18 protein-coding genes, 1 tRNA gene and 1 pseudogene are annotated in these 17,478 nt (G+C 68.2%); 16 read left to right on the top strand and 4 right to left on the bottom strand.

Features of this window, described 5'->3' with window-relative positions:
• Positions 1-6: 6 nt before the first annotated feature.
• The 3 genes from gyrA (at position 7) to ACSDR0_RS34155 (ending at position 3,615) form a co-directional block, all read left to right on the top strand.
• Entirely contained in the window at positions 7-2,556 is a 2,550-nt protein-coding gene (gene gyrA / locus ACSDR0_RS34165; RefSeq protein ID WP_435293057.1) for a DNA gyrase subunit A, read from the top strand.
• A 182-nt stretch (positions 2,557-2,738) separates the two neighbouring features.
• On the top strand, positions 2,739-3,389 hold the full coding sequence (locus tag ACSDR0_RS34160; protein ID WP_435293056.1) for a DUF3566 domain-containing protein: 651 nt from the start codon (positions 2,739-2,741) through the stop codon (positions 3,387-3,389).
• 152 nt (positions 3,390-3,541) lie between these two features.
• Positions 3,542-3,615 (top strand) — tRNA-Ile (locus ACSDR0_RS34155).
• A 70-nt stretch (positions 3,616-3,685) separates the two neighbouring features.
• On the opposite strand, the gene ACSDR0_RS34150 is transcribed toward ACSDR0_RS34155, so the two are convergent.
• Positions 3,686-4,513 (bottom strand): site-specific integrase, encoded by an 828-nt coding sequence (locus ACSDR0_RS34150; protein ID WP_435293055.1) that lies wholly within the window; start codon positions 4,511-4,513, stop codon positions 3,686-3,688.
• 305 nt (positions 4,514-4,818) lie between these two features.
• On the opposite strand from ACSDR0_RS34150, the gene ACSDR0_RS34145 reads away from it, so the two are divergent.
• Genes ACSDR0_RS34145 through ACSDR0_RS34135 form a run of 3 tightly spaced genes read left to right on the top strand, consistent with a single transcriptional unit; the run spans position 4,819 to position 7,918 of the window.
• Positions 4,819-4,977: a hypothetical protein gene (locus tag ACSDR0_RS34145; RefSeq protein ID WP_435293054.1), complete on the top strand. Its 159-nt coding sequence runs from the start codon at positions 4,819-4,821 to the stop codon at positions 4,975-4,977.
• The gene (locus ACSDR0_RS34140) at positions 4,974-5,831 is read left to right on the top strand and encodes a helix-turn-helix domain-containing protein (protein WP_435293053.1); all 858 of its coding nucleotides are present in this window, start codon (positions 4,974-4,976) and stop codon (positions 5,829-5,831) included. The genes ACSDR0_RS34145 and ACSDR0_RS34140 overlap by 4 nt, the downstream gene beginning before the upstream one ends.
• Before the next feature lie 32 nt (positions 5,832-5,863).
• A complete protein-coding gene (locus tag ACSDR0_RS34135) occupies positions 5,864-7,918 on the top strand; it encodes an AAA family ATPase (protein WP_435293052.1) in 2,055 nt (684 codons plus the stop codon).
• Positions 7,919-7,959: 41 nt separating this feature from the next.
• On the opposite strand, the gene ACSDR0_RS34130 is transcribed toward ACSDR0_RS34135, so the two are convergent.
• Both ACSDR0_RS34130 and ACSDR0_RS34125 read right to left on the bottom strand, forming a co-directional pair.
• Positions 7,960-8,445: a hypothetical protein gene (locus ACSDR0_RS34130; protein ID WP_435293051.1), complete on the bottom strand. Its 486-nt coding sequence runs from the start codon at positions 8,443-8,445 to the stop codon at positions 7,960-7,962.
• Between the two features lie 75 nt (positions 8,446-8,520).
• Positions 8,521-9,114, bottom strand: coding sequence for an NAD(P)/FAD-dependent oxidoreductase (locus ACSDR0_RS34125; RefSeq protein ID WP_435293105.1), 594 nt, complete (start codon positions 9,112-9,114; stop codon positions 8,521-8,523).
• Here ACSDR0_RS34125 and ACSDR0_RS34120 point away from each other — a divergent pair.
• From ACSDR0_RS34120 to ACSDR0_RS34105, 4 genes are read left to right on the top strand one after another with little or no spacing between them, the layout of a single operon-like run.
• Positions 8,999-9,817 carry a Dps family protein gene (locus ACSDR0_RS34120; RefSeq protein WP_435293050.1) on the top strand — a complete coding sequence of 273 codons (819 nt, stop codon included), beginning with the start codon at positions 8,999-9,001 and terminating at the stop codon, positions 9,815-9,817. The genes ACSDR0_RS34125 and ACSDR0_RS34120 overlap by 116 nt on opposite strands.
• Positions 9,751-10,566 (top strand): alpha/beta fold hydrolase, encoded by an 816-nt coding sequence (locus ACSDR0_RS34115; protein ID WP_435293049.1) that lies wholly within the window; start codon positions 9,751-9,753, stop codon positions 10,564-10,566. The genes ACSDR0_RS34120 and ACSDR0_RS34115 overlap by 67 nt, the downstream gene beginning before the upstream one ends.
• Before the next feature lie 11 nt (positions 10,567-10,577).
• Positions 10,578-11,519, top strand: a complete 942-nt coding sequence (locus tag ACSDR0_RS34110) for an alpha/beta hydrolase (protein WP_435293048.1) — start codon at positions 10,578-10,580, stop codon at positions 11,517-11,519.
• Positions 11,520-11,530: 11 nt separating this feature from the next.
• On the top strand, positions 11,531-12,229 hold the full coding sequence (locus ACSDR0_RS34105) for an alpha/beta fold hydrolase (RefSeq protein ID WP_435293047.1): 699 nt from the start codon (positions 11,531-11,533) through the stop codon (positions 12,227-12,229).
• Between the two features lie 44 nt (positions 12,230-12,273).
• On the opposite strand, the gene ACSDR0_RS34100 is transcribed toward ACSDR0_RS34105, so the two are convergent.
• A complete protein-coding gene (locus ACSDR0_RS34100) occupies positions 12,274-12,819 on the bottom strand; it encodes a MarR family winged helix-turn-helix transcriptional regulator (RefSeq protein ID WP_435293046.1) in 546 nt (181 codons plus the stop codon).
• Positions 12,820-12,953: 134 nt separating this feature from the next.
• On the opposite strand from ACSDR0_RS34100, the gene ACSDR0_RS34095 reads away from it, so the two are divergent.
• The 6 genes and pseudogenes from ACSDR0_RS34095 to ACSDR0_RS34070 form a co-directional block, all read left to right on the top strand.
• The gene (locus ACSDR0_RS34095) at positions 12,954-13,886 is read left to right on the top strand and encodes an NADP-dependent oxidoreductase (protein WP_435293045.1); all 933 of its coding nucleotides are present in this window, start codon (positions 12,954-12,956) and stop codon (positions 13,884-13,886) included.
• A gap of 78 nt (positions 13,887-13,964) precedes the next feature.
• The gene (locus ACSDR0_RS34090) at positions 13,965-14,921 is read left to right on the top strand and encodes an alpha/beta hydrolase (RefSeq protein ID WP_435293044.1); all 957 of its coding nucleotides are present in this window, start codon (positions 13,965-13,967) and stop codon (positions 14,919-14,921) included.
• Between the two features lie 65 nt (positions 14,922-14,986).
• Positions 14,987-16,084: an alkene reductase gene (locus ACSDR0_RS34085; protein ID WP_435293043.1), complete on the top strand. Its 1,098-nt coding sequence runs from the start codon at positions 14,987-14,989 to the stop codon at positions 16,082-16,084.
• Between the two features lie 74 nt (positions 16,085-16,158).
• Entirely contained in the window at positions 16,159-16,497 is a 339-nt protein-coding gene (locus tag ACSDR0_RS34080; RefSeq protein ID WP_435293042.1) for an LLM class flavin-dependent oxidoreductase, read from the top strand.
• Between the two features lie 66 nt (positions 16,498-16,563).
• Positions 16,564-17,184, top strand: coding sequence for a transposase (locus ACSDR0_RS34075; RefSeq protein ID WP_435293041.1), 621 nt, complete (start codon positions 16,564-16,566; stop codon positions 17,182-17,184).
• Between the two features lie 57 nt (positions 17,185-17,241).
• Positions 17,242-17,478, top strand: a pseudogene (locus ACSDR0_RS34070) (hypothetical protein); the annotation flags it as partial.

The raw sequence follows: 17,478 nt of genomic DNA, 5'->3' as shown, positions 1-17,478 counted from the left end.
TGACCTGTGACGGAAGTCAACACTCCGCCCGGCCCTCCGACCGACCGCGTCGAGCCGGTCGACATCCAGTCCGAGATGCAGCGCAGCTACATGGACTACGCGATGTCGGTCATCGTCTCGCGCGCGCTACCGGACGTCCGTGACGGCTTCAAGCCGGTTCACCGCCGCGTGCTGTACGCCATGTACGACGGCGGCTACCGGCCCGACCGCGGCTACTTCAAGTGCTCCCGCGTCGTCGGCGACGTCATGGGCTCCTACCACCCGCACGGCGACGCGCCGATCTACGCCACCGTGGTGCGGATGGCCCAGCCCTGGTCACTGCGCTACCCGCTGGTCGACGGGCAGGGCAACTTCGGCTCGCCGGGCAACGACCCGCCGGCGGCGATGCGCTACACCGAGTGCAAACTCACGCCCATCGCCATGGAGATGCTGCGCGACATCGACAAGGACACCGTCGATCTCATCCCCAACTACGACGGACGCTCCCAGGAGCCGACGGTCCTGCCCTCACGCTTCCCCAACCTGCTGGTCAACGGGTCGACGGGCATCGCGGTCGGCATGGCCACCAACATCCCGCCGCACAACCTGCGGGAGGTGGCCAGCGGCATCGTCTGGTCCCTGCAGAACCCCGACGTCACCGAGGAGGAGCTCCTCGAAGCGCTGATCGCCCGGGTCAAGGGGCCCGACTTCCCCACCGGCGCGCTGATCGTCGGCCGCCGCGGCATCGACGACGCCTACCGCACCGGCCGCGGCTCGATCACCATGCGGGCGGTCGTCGAGGTCGAGGAGGACGCCAAGGGCCGCCAGTGCCTCGTCGTCACCGAGCTGCCGTACCAGGTCAACCCGGACAACCTCGCGCTGACCATCGCCGAGTCGGTGAAGGACGGCAGGATCAGCGGCATCGCCGACGTCCGCGACGAGAGCTCCTCGCGCGTCGGCCAGCGCCTGGTGATCGTGCTCAAGCGCGACGCGGTCGCCAAGGTCGTGCTGAACAACCTCTACAAGCACACCCAGCTGCAGACCACCTTCGGCGCCAACATGCTGGCCCTGGTCGACGGCGTGCCGCGCACGCTCAGGCTCGACCAGTTCGTCCGCTACTACGTGGCGCACCAGATCGAGGTCGTGGTCCGCAGGACCCGATACCTGCTGCGCAAGGCCGAGGAGCGGGCGCACATCCTGCGCGCGCTGCTCAAGGCCCTGGAGCGGATGGACGAGGTCATCGCCCTGATCCGGCGGTCGCCCTCGGCGTCCGCGGCGCAGGGCGGCCTGATGACGCTGCTGGAGATCGACGAGATCCAGGCGCAGGCCATCCTCGACATGCAGCTGCGCAAGCTGGCCGCCCTGGAGCGCCAGCAGATCACCGACGAGCACGACTCGCTGATGACGCAGATCACCGAGTACCAGGCGATCCTGGCCTCGCCCGAGCGGCAGCGCACGATCATCCAGGACGAGCTCTCCGAGCTCACGGCGCGCTGGGGCGACGAGCGCAAGACCGACATCATCGCCTACGAGGGCGACATGTCGATCGAGGACCTCCTGGCCGAGGAGGACATGGTCGTCACGATCACCCGCGGCGGCTACGCCAAGCGAACCAACACAGATCTTTACCGGGCGCAGAAGCGCGGCGGCAAGGGCGTGCGGGGCGCGCAGCTGCGCCAGGACGACATCGTCGACCACTTCTTCGTCACCACGACGCACCACTGGCTGCTGTTCTTCACGAACAAGGGCCGCGTCTACCGGGTCAAGGCGTACGAGCTGCCCGACTCCGGCCGCGACGCGCGCGGGCAGCACCTGGCGAACCTGCTGGCCATGCAGCCGGACGAGATCGTCATGGAGGTTCTCGACCTGCGCGACTACGAGGTCGCCCCGTACCTCGTGCTGGCCACCCGCAGTGGCCTGGTGAAGAAGACGCGCCTTTCCGAGTACGACTCGCCGCGCACGGGTGGCCTCATCGCGATCAATTTGCGCGAAGATGATGAGGTGATCGCTGCCAGGCTGGTGTCGGAGGACGACGACCTCCTCCTCGTCTCGCGTGACGCCCAGTCCATCCGCTTCACGGCCTCCGACGAGGCCATGCGCCCGATGGGCAGGGCGACCAGCGGCGTGATCGGCATGCGCTTCCTCGAAGGCGACGAGCTCCTGGCGATGAACCGGATCGCCGACGGCGACAACGTGCTCATCGCGACCGAGGGCGGATACGCCAAGCGCACTCCCGTGGATCAGTACCCTCTTCAGGGAAGAGGCGGAAAGGGAGTCCTGACCGCCAAGATCGTCAGCGCTCGTGGCAAGCTGGTTGGCGCGGTCATGGTCAGGCCCGAGGACGAGGTTTTCGCGATCACGTCCGCCGGAGGGGTTATCCGGACGAGTGCCGGGGAGATCAAGCAGTCTGGCCGCCAGACGATGGGGGTTCGGCTGATGAATCTCGCGGAGGGGGACAGCGTCGTGGCGCTGGCCCGCAATGCAGAGGCGCTGGAGACCGGGGAGAGCCTGATGGCCGAGGAAAGCGCCGAGACGCAGGTGGAGACCGATGAGAATGGGGAAGGGGAGAATCCGTGAGTGCTCAGGGCAATTCGGGATCGCGCCCCGCCTCCTCATCGACACGCGATCAGGCGACGGAGAAGATGGACAAGACCGCTGGAACGAAGGACGTCGAGGCGGCCTCGTCACCGGTTAACGGTAGCGCGCCCGCGCCGGAAACCGATGAATCGGTATCCGACGATCGCAAGGGCAGGAAAAAAGTGACGACGACAGAGGACGGCAAGCAGGCCGACCCCACGGTGCGGATCCGTCCAAGCGGATCTCCACCGCCCTCCGCGCCACCGCTGCAGTCGCCCCCTCCGCCTCAGCCTCCCCCGGGAGGGCCGCAGGGCCGTCCCCCGGGCGGGCAGCAGAACCGCGCGCCGGCGGGCGGGCAGCAGAACCGCGCCCCATGGTCGCCCGGCAGCCTGTCGTCGCCCCAGGCCCCGTCGGACGCGCCCGGCAGGAAGGCCACGGACGTCGGCGGCCCCAGGTCGCCCCGTAAGGCGCACCTGGTGCTGCGCAGGGTCGAACCGTGGTCGGCCATGAAGTTCAGCTTCGTCGTGTCCCTGGTCTGCTTCGTGGTGCTGTTCATCGCGGTCGCGGTGCTCTACATGGTGCTGTCCGGCCTCGGTGTGTTCGACAACATCATCCAGACGGTCACCCAGCTGACGACGGCCGACGGCAAGGCCACCAGCGGCGTCGACATCGCCTCCTGGTTCGAGCCGGTCCGCATCCTGGGCTACACCGCCCTGATCGGCGCGGTGAACGTCGTGTTGATCACTGCCCTCTCCACCCTCGGTGCGGTGATCTACAACGTCGCCTCCGACCTGGTCGGCGGCGTGGAGGTCACCTTCAGCGAGGCCGAGTAACCGGTCCGCCGTGTGTTCCCGCCATGTCCCCGCCGTTTTCACGGCCGGGGACATGGCGCGAGCAGGTACCGAAACAGGGTAAGCTTTTCCCTGTTCGAGCGAACGGATTCGCCTCCATCATGTGGATGCGAGACCGTTCGTCTGTGTGATGAGGGGCTATAGCTCAGACGGTTAGAGCGCTTCCCTGATAAGGAAGAGGTCCCAGGTTCAAGTCCTGGTAGCCCCACCCAGCTCAGAGGCCATTTCCCGGTAAGGGAAGTGGCCTTTTTCGATCTTCCGGGTGACCGAGTGAGTGACTACGCTCCCTTGACCTCAATGGGGAAGATCGTGTCCATCGCCTCGGCCCCATCGAGCAGCACGGGGCGGAGCTGCTTGCGGTAGACCTTCTCCGTCACCATGGTCCCCTTGTGGCCGACCAGGCGGGAGATGTTCTCCAGAGCCATGCCGGGGTCGGAGAGCAGCGAGACGAAGCTGTGCCGCATCTCCCGAGGCGTCCACTCGTCCTCGTTGAGATCGGTCCTCTTGAGGATCACCTGGAAGGCCCGGCGGACGTTGGCCGCGTCCAACTCGGTCCCGTGTTCGCTCGCGAAGACGAGGTCGTTCTCCTGCCACAGGTCGCCCGCCTTCTCCCGCGCGAGCACCTGCCGCTTACGGTGCCCGCGCAGCGCGTCCACGCACAGCCTGGGGATAGCGAGCGTCCGCCGGGACTTCTCGGTCTTGGTGTCTCCCCCTACTCGTACCGAGCGCCACACCATGATCGACGGCGGGAGCGGGGGATCGGCGTCCGGCTGGCCGTCCAGGTCCACATGCGCCCAGGTGAGCGCTCGTAACTCCTCGGTCCTGGCGCCGATGAGGAGCGACACCACGACGTAGGCGTACAGGATCGCCCCCTCAGCGGCCTTGAGCACCGACGCCGCCTGGTCGAGCGTCAGCGACTTCGAGGGACGTCCCTCCTGCCCCTTGGGGATCTCGCACAGCATCACCACGTTGCGCTTGACCTTGTCGCGGGCCTGAGCACGGGCGATGGACCGCTTGAGAACCGAGTGGATCTTACGCAGGGTCTCCGTGCTCAGGATCTTCGCCTTGGCCGCCAGCCACCGGTCCACGTCGTCGGCGGACTCCACCGAACTCGGGGTACATCAATCGGCCACCTCCAGGATGATCAACATCTCCTGGCAGGCTTTCCGATCTTCAGCCGGTCACCCGGGCAACACTTCGGCACATCTCTGTACGTTTACTTGTACGTGGCTCTGCACTGGAAGTCGTACGCCGACAGTCGTTCACCGACCGTATCGGTGACGTGCTGAAGGGATCGGTGGTTTTCACCGACGCGAACGTCCGGCACCGGATGGAACTGTGAGTGCGACGGCAGCCGACCCGCCGGGAGCCCGCGACAACCGGGCTCCCGGCCATCGCTGAGGAGACTCACATGACCACCGAGATCGACACCCACATACCTGTGGCAATGGCCTCTTTGGAGGCCGTCCAGGATTCCTGGCCGAGCATGGTCCTGAACACCGCGGCCGTGCCGGAGCCCAGCGGCTCGCCTACCGGACCCGGGCTGCGGCGTTCGTCCTCGCCCCGATGACGGTCACTCCCCGGCGCGATGGTCCCTACGCCGGCCGCATCGCCGCCATCCGATGCGGATACCTGAGGGTCCTCACCGTTGAGGCTGATGCGCAGCGGGCGTGCCGGACTTCACGGTTGATCTCCCGATCGCCGCGGGACTTCGTCGTGGTCGGCGTCCAGGTTTCGGGGACGACCACGCTCTCCCAGGACGGCCGTATCGCGGTGGTGTCACCGGGTGACCTGGTCGTCTTCGACACCAGCCGTCCCTACGATCTTGAGCACGCCGAGCCCGTCCGCATGCATCTGTTCCAGATCCCGCGCCGCGTCCTTCATCTGCCCGACGCCGACGTCCGCAAGATTGTGGCGACCACGATCCGCGCCGACAGCGGATACGCCGCCCTGGTCGCGTTGTTCCTCAAGTCCCTGGCCGCCTCCGCTGCCGACTGTCCGCCGGGGGTGGGCGAACGCCTGGCGGGCCAGGTCGCCGACCTGCTCGCCACTCTGGTCACCGCGGCCACCGACCATCCCGCGCAAACGTCTGGCCAGGCTGTCGTTCACCGCATCCGCGGCTATGTCGAGCAGCACCTGTCTGAGCAGGATCTGACCCCCGACTTGATCGCGGCAGCCCACCATATCTCCACGCGCTACCTCTACCGGCTCTTCGAGGCCGAGGGCATCACCATCGGCCGCTGGATCCAGCGACGCCGCCTCGAGGAGTGCCGCCGGGAGCTGGCCCACCGCACGAGTGCTGCCCTGCCCATCGCGGTGGTGGCCCAACGCTGGGGTTTCGTCAACGCCGCCCACTTCAGCCGTGCTTTCCGGGCGACCTACGGCATGTCCCCGACCACCTGGCGCACCATCCACAGCCACTGAAACCCAGCACGAACAGACCCGGGGGGTAGCACATGCCATGGAATGAGCAGGACACCATGCCGTTGGAGCGCCACCTGCGGACGGCGCGCGAGCGGGCCTTCGTGGGACGGGAGGAGGAGCTCGCCGCGTTCGACTCGGCGCTGGCGGGCAGCCAAAGCATCCTTTACGTCCACGGACCCGGCGGGGTCGGGAAGTCAGCGTTGCTGCGGTGCTTCGCGCAGCGGGCCGCGACGGCACGGCGGCCGGTTGCTGTCCTGGACGGACGCACCTTGGAGCCGTCGGCGGCTGCGTTCGAGGCCGAGGCAGGGCCGGTGCTGCGCGATGAGCGCACGGTCCTGCTGATAGACACCTTCGAACGCGTCCAGGGCTTGGAGGGCTGGCTGCGCGAAAGCTTCCTTCCCCGCTTGCCGGAGGGCGCGCTGGTCGTCGTGGCAAGCCGGTATCCCCCCGATCTCCTGTGGTGGGCCGACCCCGGCTGGGCGGACGCACTCGGGGCCATTCCCCTGGGCGATCTCGGGGCTGCGGACGCCGCGGCGCTCCTGGAGGCCAGGGAAGTGCCCGCCGAACTGCGCGAACCGCTGCTCGCCTTCGCCAGCGGCCACCCGCTCGCCTTGACCCTGGGCGGCGCGGTGGCGATGAAGGACGGCAAAGCCGGCTCTCGCTGGACGCCTACCCAAGACGTGGTCGCCACCCTCCTCGACCAGCTCGTCGGCGACGTACCCAGCCCAATGCACCGGTACGCCCTAGAGGTCTGCGCCCATGCCTACATGACCACCGAGGAGTTGCTGCGCGCGGTCCTGCCGACGGATGCGGCACCCATGTTCGCCTGGCTGCGACGCCTGCCGTTCGTCGAGTCCACCACTCTCGGCGTTTTCCCGCACAACGTCGTCCGGGAGACGCTCGAAGCCGACCTGCGCTGGCGGGACCCGCAGGGATACGCCGCCATGCACGACCGCATTCACGACCATCTGGCCGCCCAGATCCGGTCGGCGGCCGACACGGGCGTGCTCAGTGCCGTCGGCTCTCTGTTCTACCTGCACCGGGACAACGGGACCACGTCGGAGTTCCATACCTGGCGGGGCGGAGGCGAGGTCTACGAGGACGCCTTCCGGCCCGAGGACACCTTGGACCTGGTGAAACTGGCCACCAAGGCGGAGAATGAGCAGTCCGCGCAGGCAGTCGCCTTCTGGGCCGAACGCCAGCCACAGGCATTCCGCCTGTACCGGCGGACCGAGACCGGCGAGCTGGTCGCCTTCTGCTCCTGGCTCCACGTGGAGCGGCCCGACGACGAGATGTTCGCCGCCGACCCGGTCACCGCGACTGCCTGGGCGAACGCCGAGGCAGTCGCGCCCCTGCGGGCGGGTGAGCATCTGTCCATCGGCCGGACCTGGATGAGCGCGCAGTACCGCGGAATATCGCCGGTGAACGACCTGATCCAGTGGCGGGCCGTGGGCTATTGTCTGCGCGCCGACCGCATGGCCTGGTCCTTCATGGTGACGCGGAGCGGAGATCCCATGAGTGACTACCTCCGGCACCACGACATGCACGATGTCGGAGAGCACGCGCGGGTGGGTGACGCCGAGTACACCCTGTTCGCCCATGACTGGCGGGCCGTGCCCGCGCGAGCGTGGCTGGACCGGCTGCTGACGACCGGCCCGCATGAGGATTCCGCCACACGGGTGCCTGAACTGGCGGTGCTGTCGCAGCCGGAGTTCACCGGCGCGGTCCGCCAGGCCTTGCGGCACCTGTCCCGGCCTGCCGAACTGGTCGCCAGTCCCCTCACGCGCAGCAGGCTCGTCATGGGAAACACTTGGCGTGATCCGGCCGAAGCCCTGCGGGAGCTCCTCGTGCAGGCTATCGACGCCCTGGGCGGAGATCCGCGGGTCGCCAAGTTCCACCGGACCGTCGCCGCCACCTACTTGTGCGGTGCCCCCACCCGGGAGGTCGCGGCCGAGCGTCTGGGTCTGCCTTTCAGCACCTACCGCCGCCATCTGCTGGCTGGAACCGAGCGTATCTGCGAAGACCTCTGGCACCGCGAGATCTACGGGACGATGCCCGAGGACCTGGTCACGGCAGGCAGGCCGTAGGTCCCGTCCGATGTCCGTCGGACGGGGCCGGGTTCGCGATATCAGCTGATGGCGGTCAGGAGTTCGCGGCGGAAGCGGCCGTGGTCCGGACTGTCAGCGGTGTCCGAGCCGAGGGTCATGATGAGATCGATCAGTCCTGGCCTGGTCAGGACTTGTGCGGCGGGCTCCAGCATCGAACCGACATCTGCGATGGCGCTCAGCAGGTCGGGGTGGGACGGCTTGGCCGTATCGAGAGCCTTGATGAGGTGCCAGGCCGGGTCCTCCGTCTCGTACCGCTCGCCTCTGAGCACGGCGTCGGTCTCGGCGAACCGGTGGGTGTCCCAGTCGCGCAACGCCTGGTAGAACGGGACCACGGTGGATTCCAGCGCCTCGGCGAAAGCCACGCTCAGCTTGGCAGGATCGGCTATGTCACCCGTGTCGATCGTGTCTCGAAGCAGCGCGGCCTGCGTCAGGCCCATCGACAGGCCCAGCCCGAAGGTGGTGTTGGTCGTCGCCCAGGCGTCGCCCACCGCGAGTAGGCCCGTCACCACGGGTATCGAATCTGCGACCAGATCACGCCGCCTGACCTGGCCGGCCGACATGACCTGAACGCCGGTAAGCGGTTAGCCGTGCTGCGTCCAGGACGCGTACTCGGGAAACAGCTCCATGGCACGCTCCCAAGCGTCCACCTCACGCAGCGCGCGGAGCTGGCGATCATGGCTGGAGGCCACGAGGATCAGCGACCAGGTGCCGTTGTCGCCGGGCAGGCAGCCCGCGGTCAGCGTCTCCTGGTGCAGGAGCGGCCACTGCGCCGCCTCCGGCAGGCCGCGCCCGCTGTCACGGTAGTGCCTGGCGTAGTAGATGAATCCCGCCTCGGCCCGATCCTCGGTATCGCGGACCTGCCCGATCTCGGCGAGCATCCTGGGAACCGTTGAGTTGTGGCCGCTCGCATCCACGATCAGGTCCGCGTGCAGCACCTCACCGTCGCGGGTCTCCACTCCGACGAGGTGCGGCACACCAGAAATCTGTTCACTTCCTAGGACGAACCGGACGATGCCGTCGCCCCGCCGAACGGTGACACCGGGGATGCGGGCCGCAGCGATGGCCACCGCGAACTCCAGGACGGGCCGCCGGAGCCGGCTGACTCCCGGCCGTTCCCAGGACTCCCGGGCCTCCCTCCCCGTGGTCGGCGGTTCGGTCGGGTCGCGCTCGAGCACCGTGACCCTATGGCCGCCCGGCGAGCAGTGCGGCGGTGACGAGGCCGGTCGGGCCCGCGCCGATAACGACGATGTTCATGATCATACGAACACCTTGATGCTGCGAACCGGCCATTCGACAGGCCAGAAACTGCTCACTTTCTGCCCATTCACCGAAACAGATCAATGGTTCGGTCTCGGGCAAAAGTCTGGCGGGGAGAGCAAAGAGCGAGACCGATTCCACGATTATCGTTGCCCTCATCAGCGAACAATTCGAAAGGAATCGGGTGCTCGAGTTCGGCACAGTCAAACAGCCCCCATAGGCCTTCCCTGCGAGGCCGACCTGTACTCCTGCCAGCGTCTCAACCGACTTCTGGCCGACAGTCAAATGCTCTATTCCCTTTACAAGAAACACCACTGGATGGTCGCCGGATCGACCTTCTCCCTGCTGCACGAACTGCTGGACAAACATGCGGGAGAGCAGCTGGAAGCGGTCGACACACTCGCTGAGCGCATCAGGATGCTCGGTGGCGTCACCGTGGGGGATTCCCGGCACGCCGCCGAGATCACCGTGATCCTCCGGCCCTCGGACGGTGCTGAAGAGGTCCCGGCGACACGCCGCTTGTGCGGCTCTGAACATCACTTCAGGAGGAAACGATGCCCATCTCACTGCGCACCGCAGCGACCTTCGTCGCCGGGCCCGCCATGGTGGGTGGCCTGCTGATGGCCGCCACCGCGCCCGTGCAGGCGACGTCCATCAAGAAGCCCACCATCGTCCTGGTGCACGGGGCGTTCGCCGACGCCTCGAGTTGGAACGGCGTCATCAAGGAGCTCAAGCGCGACGGCTACCCCGTGCTCGCGACGGCCAACCCGCTGCGCGGCCTGTCTAGTGACGCCGCCTACCTCAAGAGTGTCCTCAAGGGCGTCAAGGGCTCGATCGTGCTGGTCGGGCACTCCTACGGCGGTGCCGTGATCAGCCAGGCCGCCACCGGGAACAGGTGGGTGAAGTCGCTCGTCTACATCGCGGCGTTCTTGCCCGCCAAGGGCGAGAGCGCCCTCGATCTGTCGGGCAAGTACCCCGGCAGCACCCTGGGGCCGAACACCCAGCAGTGGTCCTACCCGCTGCCTGGCGGTGGCACCGGGGTCGAGCTGACGATCAAGCAGGACAAGTACCGGCAGCAGTTCGCCGCCGACGTCCCGAAGGGCCTGGCTGCGGTCCTCGCCGCCACCCAGCGTCCGATCGCCGTCGCCGCCCTGGAGGAGAAGGCCGCGACGCCCGCGTGGAAGTCGATCCCCGCCTTCTCCCTGATCGCCACCGGTGACAAGAACATCCCGCCGGCCGCCCAGCGCTGGATGGCGCGCCGTGCTCATGCCAGGACGGTCGAGGTCAAGGCCTCGCACGCCGTCGCAGTGTCCCGTCCGCACAGGGTCGCCCAGGTCATCGAGATCGCGGCCGAGATCGTCAGCTACTAAGGAGGACATCGATGACGAACAAGCCCGTTCTCGAACCCGCAGCTCAGGCCTTCGCCGATGCCACGGCCGCACCGCCCTACCTGTTCGACCTCGAGCCCGCCGACGGACGTAAGGCCGTCGATGAGGTCCAGACGCCCGAGATCGACGTCCCCGGCACCACAAAAGAGATCATCAGCGTCTCCGGCGACCTGACCGTCAGCGTGTTCCGGCCCGAAGGCGTACCGGGACCGCTGCCGGTCGTCCTGTACGTCCACGGCGCCGGCTGGGTGTTCGGCAACGACCACACCCACGGACGGCTGGCGCGCGAACTCGCCCTCGGTGTCGGCGCTGCCGTCGTGTTCGTCAACTACACCCTCTCGCCCGAGGGGCCCTATCCCATCGCGGTCAGGGAGGTCTACCTGGCCGCCCACTGGGTGCTGGAAGAGGGCGTCGAACACGGTCTCGACCCGTCCAGGATCGCGGTCGCGGGCGACTCCGTCGGCGGCAACATGGCCATCGCGCTCACCCTGATGGCCAAGGAGAGCGAGATCCCCCTCGCCGCGCAGGTGCTGTTCTACCCCGTCACGGACGCGTCCTTCGACACCGACACCTATTTGCGGTTCGCCGCGGGCTACTTCCTGCGCCGCGACGCCATGCAGTGGTTCTGGAACCAGTACACCACCGACCCCAACGAGCGAGCGGAGATCACCGCCTCACCGCTGCGCGCCACCACCGAACAGCTCACCGGGCTACCGCCCGCGCTCGTCATCACCGCCGAGGCCGACGTCCTGCGGGACGAGGGCGAGGCCTACGCGGCAAAGCTCCGCGAGGCGGGCGTCCCCGTCACGGCCGTCCGCTACCAGGGCATCATCCACGACTTCGTGATGCTCAATGCCCTGCGCGGCACCCACGCCGCCCAAGCGGCCATCACCCAGGCGATCGCCTTCCTGTCCACCGCCCTGTCGACTCGCTAGGAAGAAGAGCCATGAGCCCCACCATCGTCCTCGTCCACGGTGCCTTCGCCGAGTCCGCCAGCTGGAACGGCGTCATCAGCCGCCTGCGGGAACACGACCTGACCGTGATCGCCGCCGCCAACCCGCTACGCGATCTCGCCAGCGACGCAGATGCCCTCGCCGGCCTGGTGACCGGCATCCACGGCCCGGTCATCCTGGTCGGCCACTCCTACGGCGGCCAGGTCATCTCACAGATCCACGACGACAAGATCAAGGCGCTGGTGTTCGTCGCCGCGTTCGCGCCGGAGACCGGCGAGAGCATCGGTGAACTGTCGGCGAAGTTCCCCGGCAGCACCCTCGGCGAGACTCTGTGCGCCTTCTCCATGCCCGATGGCAGCACTGACCTGTACATCGTGCAGAACCGCTACCACGGCCAGTTCGCCGCCGACTTGCCCGAGCCCCAGGCGCTCCTCGACGCCGTGACTCAGCGCCCGCTTAACGACCGAGCCCTGAACGGGAAGTCCGCCGAACCCTCGTGGCGGACCCGCCCCTCCTGGTTCATCTATCCCGAACTCGACCTCAACATCCCCCTGGAAACCCATCGCTTCATGGCCGCCCGCGCCAACGCGACCACGACGATCGAGATTCCCGGCGCCTCCCACGCCCTCCCCGTCTCCCAGGCCTCCGCTGTCGCCGACCTCATCCTCCAAGCCGCCAAGTCCCTCCCCTGACCCCGGCCTCCGCCCGTTCCGCACCCAGCGGAACGGGCGGTGGTTCAGGTCTGTGCGGAGCCCGGAGGCCGGCTGCGTCGCCTGCGGGGGCCGGCGGAGCGGGGCGGTTTCGCCCGCATCTGATCGCGCACGCGGGTCATGATGTCGCCGAGGTTGTCGACATCGTCGTCGGTGAGCGGATCGAACATGAGGGAACGGGCGAGCTGGATGTGGCCGGGCAGCACATTCTGGAAAAGGGCGCGACCGCTGTTGGTGAGGGTCACCAGGGTGACGCGTTCATCGTCAGGTGAGGGAGACCGGGTGATGAGCCCCGCTTTCTCCAGCAGACCCGCCTGGTAGGTGAGACCGCTGCGGCTATAGACCACACCGTCGGCGAGCTGGGTCATGGTGAGCGGTCCGGGGGTGTCACTGAGACGCGCCAGGAGCTGGAACTGGACGTAGCTGATATCGCCTTCGGCACGCAAGTGCTGCTCAACGGCGTGTTGGAGCAGGCCGACGGCTTCCATGAGCACGAAGTAGGCCTCCAGCTGCCGGGGTTCGAGCGGCTGGACATCGCCGACGTCAGCCCTGGTGCGGTCGGGATCGGTCATGCAACCAACTGTACCTGCTTCGAATTCGAAGCACTGTGATGAGGATCACCCCGATCCGGGGTATTGCTTCGAACTCGAAGCAGGTTACCCTCCATACATGCTTCAAATTCGAAGCACTCGAAATAGGAGAGATCATGAAGGCAGTGCGGTACCACTCCTACGGCGACAGCGGTGTCCTGGTCCATGAGGACACCGAGCAGCCGGGTGCGGGCGCTGGGCAGGTGGTGGTGAAGGTGGCCGCCACATCGTTCAACCCGGTGGATGTCGCGATCCGCGCCGGGTTCCTGCAGCAGGTGTTCCCCCTGACGTTCCCGCACGTTCCGGGCATCGACGTGGCCGGCACCGTCGAGCAGGTCGGTGCGGACGTCACCGGCTGGGAGATCGGCGACAAGGTGGTGGCGTTCCTGCCGATGAACGCCGACGGTGCGGCTGCGGAGTACGTCACGGTCCTGGCCGACGTCCTGGCCGTGGCTCCGCGGACGGTCGATCTGGCGTACGCCGCGGCGCTGCCCGCGGTCGGTCTGACGGCCTGGCAAGCCCTGTTCGAACACGCCGACCTCGCCTCCGGGCAGAGTGTCCTGGTCAACGGGGCGGGCGGGGCGGTGGGCGGGTATGCGGTCCAGCTCGCCGTACGGGCCGGAGCACAGGTGACGGCGACCGCGAGTGCGCGCAGCGCCGACCGGGTGCGGTCCTATGGGGCGGGCAGGGTCGTTGACTACATCGCCACTGCACTGACTCAGGCGGTGGCTGGGGAGCGGTTCGACGTCGTCCTCAACCTGGTCGCCACGTCACCGGAGGAGACCTTCGCGCTGGCCGGGCTGGTCGCCGACGGCGGGGTCTTCGTCAGCACCACCACGCCCGGTCCCGACGACCCGGCCCGCGGGGTCCGTGCGGCGCACGTATTCGTGCGCAGCGATGCCACCCAGCTCACCGATCTGGTCGCCCTTGTCGACGCCGGAACCCTGCGGATCGATGTGGCCGGCCAGCGGCCGCTGGCTGACCTGGCCGCCGTCCACGACGAGGCCGCCGCCGGACGGCTGCCCGGCAAGACCGTCCTCATTCCCTGACCGGCTCCTCCTGACCGTTCCCCTCACCCTCAACCCCAGTCCGGGCATCGCGCCCGGCTTCGCACAAGGAGAAACGTCATGTCCTTCGCTCTCGACCCGCAGGTTGCCGAGGTCCTCGCCCCGATCAGTGCCGCGATGGCCGGGGTCATCCCGCCCCCGGTCGGCGACGTCGCCGCCCGCCGTACCGCTCTGGAGGGCTTGATCGCCCACACAGACACCGCGCAGCCCACCCCGGACGACGTCACGATCACCGACTTCGAGATGGCGACCGCCGACGGCGCGTCGATCCTGCTGCGCTGGTACGCCCGGACCGACACTCCCGCCCGGCCTGGCCCTGCCGCCGTTTACCTGCACGGCGGCGGCATGATCCTCGGCCATGTCGGCCTGTTCGACGGTTCGGTGTCCCGGTACGTGTCGGCCAGCGGCACCCCGATCCTGTCGGTGGACTACCGGCGCGCTCCCGAACACCCTCACCCGGTCCCGGTGGAGGACGCCTACGCAGCCCTGGTCTGGCTGCACGGGCACGCCGCCGAACTGGGCGTCGACCCGGCCCGCATCGCGGTGTTCGGCGACAGCGCCGGCGGCGGCCTAGCCGCCGCTGTGGCGATCCTGGCCCGCGACCGGGTCGGGCCCGCCATCGCCCGGCAGATCCTCCTCATGCCGATGCTGGACGACCGCACCCTCACCCCTGACCCGCACCTCGCACCGTTCGTCCTGTGGTCATGGGACGACAACCGCACCGGCTGGCAAGCCCTGCTCGGCGAAGCCGCTGGCGGTCCCGACACCCCCGCCCACGCCTCCCCCTCCCGCGTCGCCGACCCTGCCGGACTGCCACCGGCCTACATCGAGGTAGGGCAGCTCGACATCTTCCGCGACGAATCCCTCACCTACGCCCTGCGCCTGTCCCAGGCGGGGGTCCCGGTCGAGTTTCACCTGCACCCCGGCGTCCCCCACGAATTCGAGGGCATCGCCTTCACCACCGACGTCGCCCGCCGCGTCATCGCTGACCGCATCCGCGTCCTGTCCTCCCTCTGAAAGCCCGCCGCCGGCCAGGCGGCGCCTCCGACACCCGCATGACCCACCTGCGAAGGACTACCGAGATGACGACCGCGTTCGACCCCTTTGACTTGGCCGGTACCGTCCTGGCCAACCGCATCGTGATGGCCCCGATGACGCGAAGCCGCGCCTACGGTCCCGGTGCGAGCCCCACTCCGGCGACGGCCGCCTACTACGCCCAGCGCGCCACCGCCGGGCTGGTCATCACCGAGGGGATCCAACCGTCGGCGGTGGGCCAGGGTTACCCCGCCACTCCGGGCCTGCACACCGCTGAGCAGGCCGCCGCCTGGCGGACGGTCACCGACGCTGTCCACGACGAAGGCGGCGTGATCTTCGCGCAACTGATGCACACCGGCCGGATCGGCCACCCCAGCCTCCTGCCCGGCGGCCTGACCCCGGTTGGTGCCTCACCGGTCGCCGCGGCCGGTCAGGTCTACACCGCCGCCGGGCCGCAGGACTTCGTCACCCCGCGCGAGCTCACCGAAACCGAGATCACCGCGACCATCGCCGACTTCACCGCCGCGGCCCACAACGCCATGACCGCCGGATTCGACGGGGTGGAGGTGCACGGCGCCAACGGCTACCTGCTGCACCAGTTCCTGTCCACCAACGCCAACCGCCGTACCGACCGCTGGGGCGGCGGCCCCGACAACCGGATCCGGCTGGCCGTCGAGACGGTCCGCGCGGTCGCCGATGCCATCGGCCCCCACCGCACTGGCCTGCGGATCTCCCCATCGAACCCCTTCAACGACATCGTCGAGGACGGCCACCACACCACCTACCGCGCGCTGACCGACGCCCTCAACCCCGTCGGCCTGGCCTATCTGCACATCGCCGAGGCAGGTGACCGCGAACTGACCCTCGACCTGCGCGCCCGCTGGAACGGCACCCTCATCCTCAACCCCCACACCCCCGACGCCGTCACCGGTCCCGACCAGCTTGACCTCATCACCGACGGTACCGCCGACATGATCAGCTTCGGCGGGCTGTTCCTGGCCAACCCCGACCTGCCCGCCCGCCTCGCCGCAGGCGGTCCTTACAACACCCCGGACCCCTCCACCTTCTACGGAGGCGACCACCGCGGCTACACCGACTACCCCGCCCTCACCGGTCAGGCTGATGAGGCCGTCCTTACGGCCTGACCACCCCCGACACCATCATTCCCGCGGCTCTCGCCGGACACCCCGGCGAGGGCGGGGTACTCCCAGCCACATCCTTGGAGAGAAATCCGTCATGGCTCTGCCACTGCTGTGCTGTTCGGCGCCAACATCGACCCCGTCTGGCAGGACCCCGACGCACCCCTGCGCCAGGCCCTTCACGCCGAGAACCTCGACCTGGACCTCATCACCATCCAGGACCACCCCTACCAGGCCGTCTTCCACGACCCCGGACCCTGCTCACCTACCTTGCCGCCCGTACTGACCGCATCACCTTCGTTCCCACCGTCGCCAGCCTCCCCCTGCGCCCACCCGCCATCCTCGTCAAATCCGCCGCCGGCCTCCACCTACTCACCGGCGGACGCCTCCACCCTGACCCTGCGCCGCGCCCTGGCTGAGATCGACACCCTCGCGCTGGACCGGATCAACACCCCCGCAGCGCCGTACGCCGCCGGGTATGGGCCTTGATCGCCGCCCGGTACGGCGGCATCCCCGCCTCCACCGTCGGGGACCGCGACCTGGGCAGGCAGATCGTGATCCGCCTGGATGCCACCGTCATCCCCGCGCACTCCGACAAGGAAGGAGCGATGGCGAACTTCAAAGGCTACGGCCACCAACCGCTCACCTCCTGGATCGACAACACCGGCGAGAACTGCATGGTCAAGCTGCGACCTGGCAACGCCGGATCCAACACCGCGACCGACCACATCGAGGTGACCGACGCCTCCATCGCCCAGATCTCCTGGCCCTATCGGCGTAACCCGCTCACCACCACCGATGGCGCGGGCGCCACCCACGGCTTCCTCGACCACCTGCACGAGTTGGCGGCCCGGCGCGGCACCCACCTGGAGTACTCCATCGGCTGGGAACCGGGAGAACGGGAACAAGACACGCTCAAGCGCGTCCCGGCCGACGCCTGGCAGCATGTCACCGATACCGACGGCAAGGCCCGTGACCTGGACACGGCCGGCGTGGTGGAACTGACCGGCCTGCTACGGCACAGCGCAGACGGTGACCGCCTGGCCGGGTGGCCATCGCAGATGCGGATCATCTGCCGCCGCGAACGTCCCGGCTCCGGCGCGTAACTGTCGCTGCTGGAAGAAGCAGACCGATGGCGCTACAGCCTGTTCGCCGTCAACACCGTGGGGCGTCAACTCGACTTCCTGGAGCACCGCCACCGCGTCCATGCCCGGGTCGAAGATCGCATCCGCACGGGAAAATCGGCCGGGCTCGGTCATCTGCCCAGCAAATCGATGCAGGTCAACGCCGCCTGGTGCGCGGCCGCCGCGCTCGCGAGCAATCGTCAAGACCTGTGGATCAAGAGTTTTAGGCAGCTGCGGATGGAGCCTGGTCACCGGGTCGTTCGACGAGTTTGCCGC

Source organism: Streptosporangium sp. G11, from assembly GCF_051192615.1.
Lineage (GTDB): Bacteria > Actinomycetota > Actinomycetes > Streptosporangiales > Streptosporangiaceae > Streptosporangium.
Note: the sequence above shows the minus strand (reverse complement) of the source record. Positions and strands in the feature narration are given on the sequence as shown.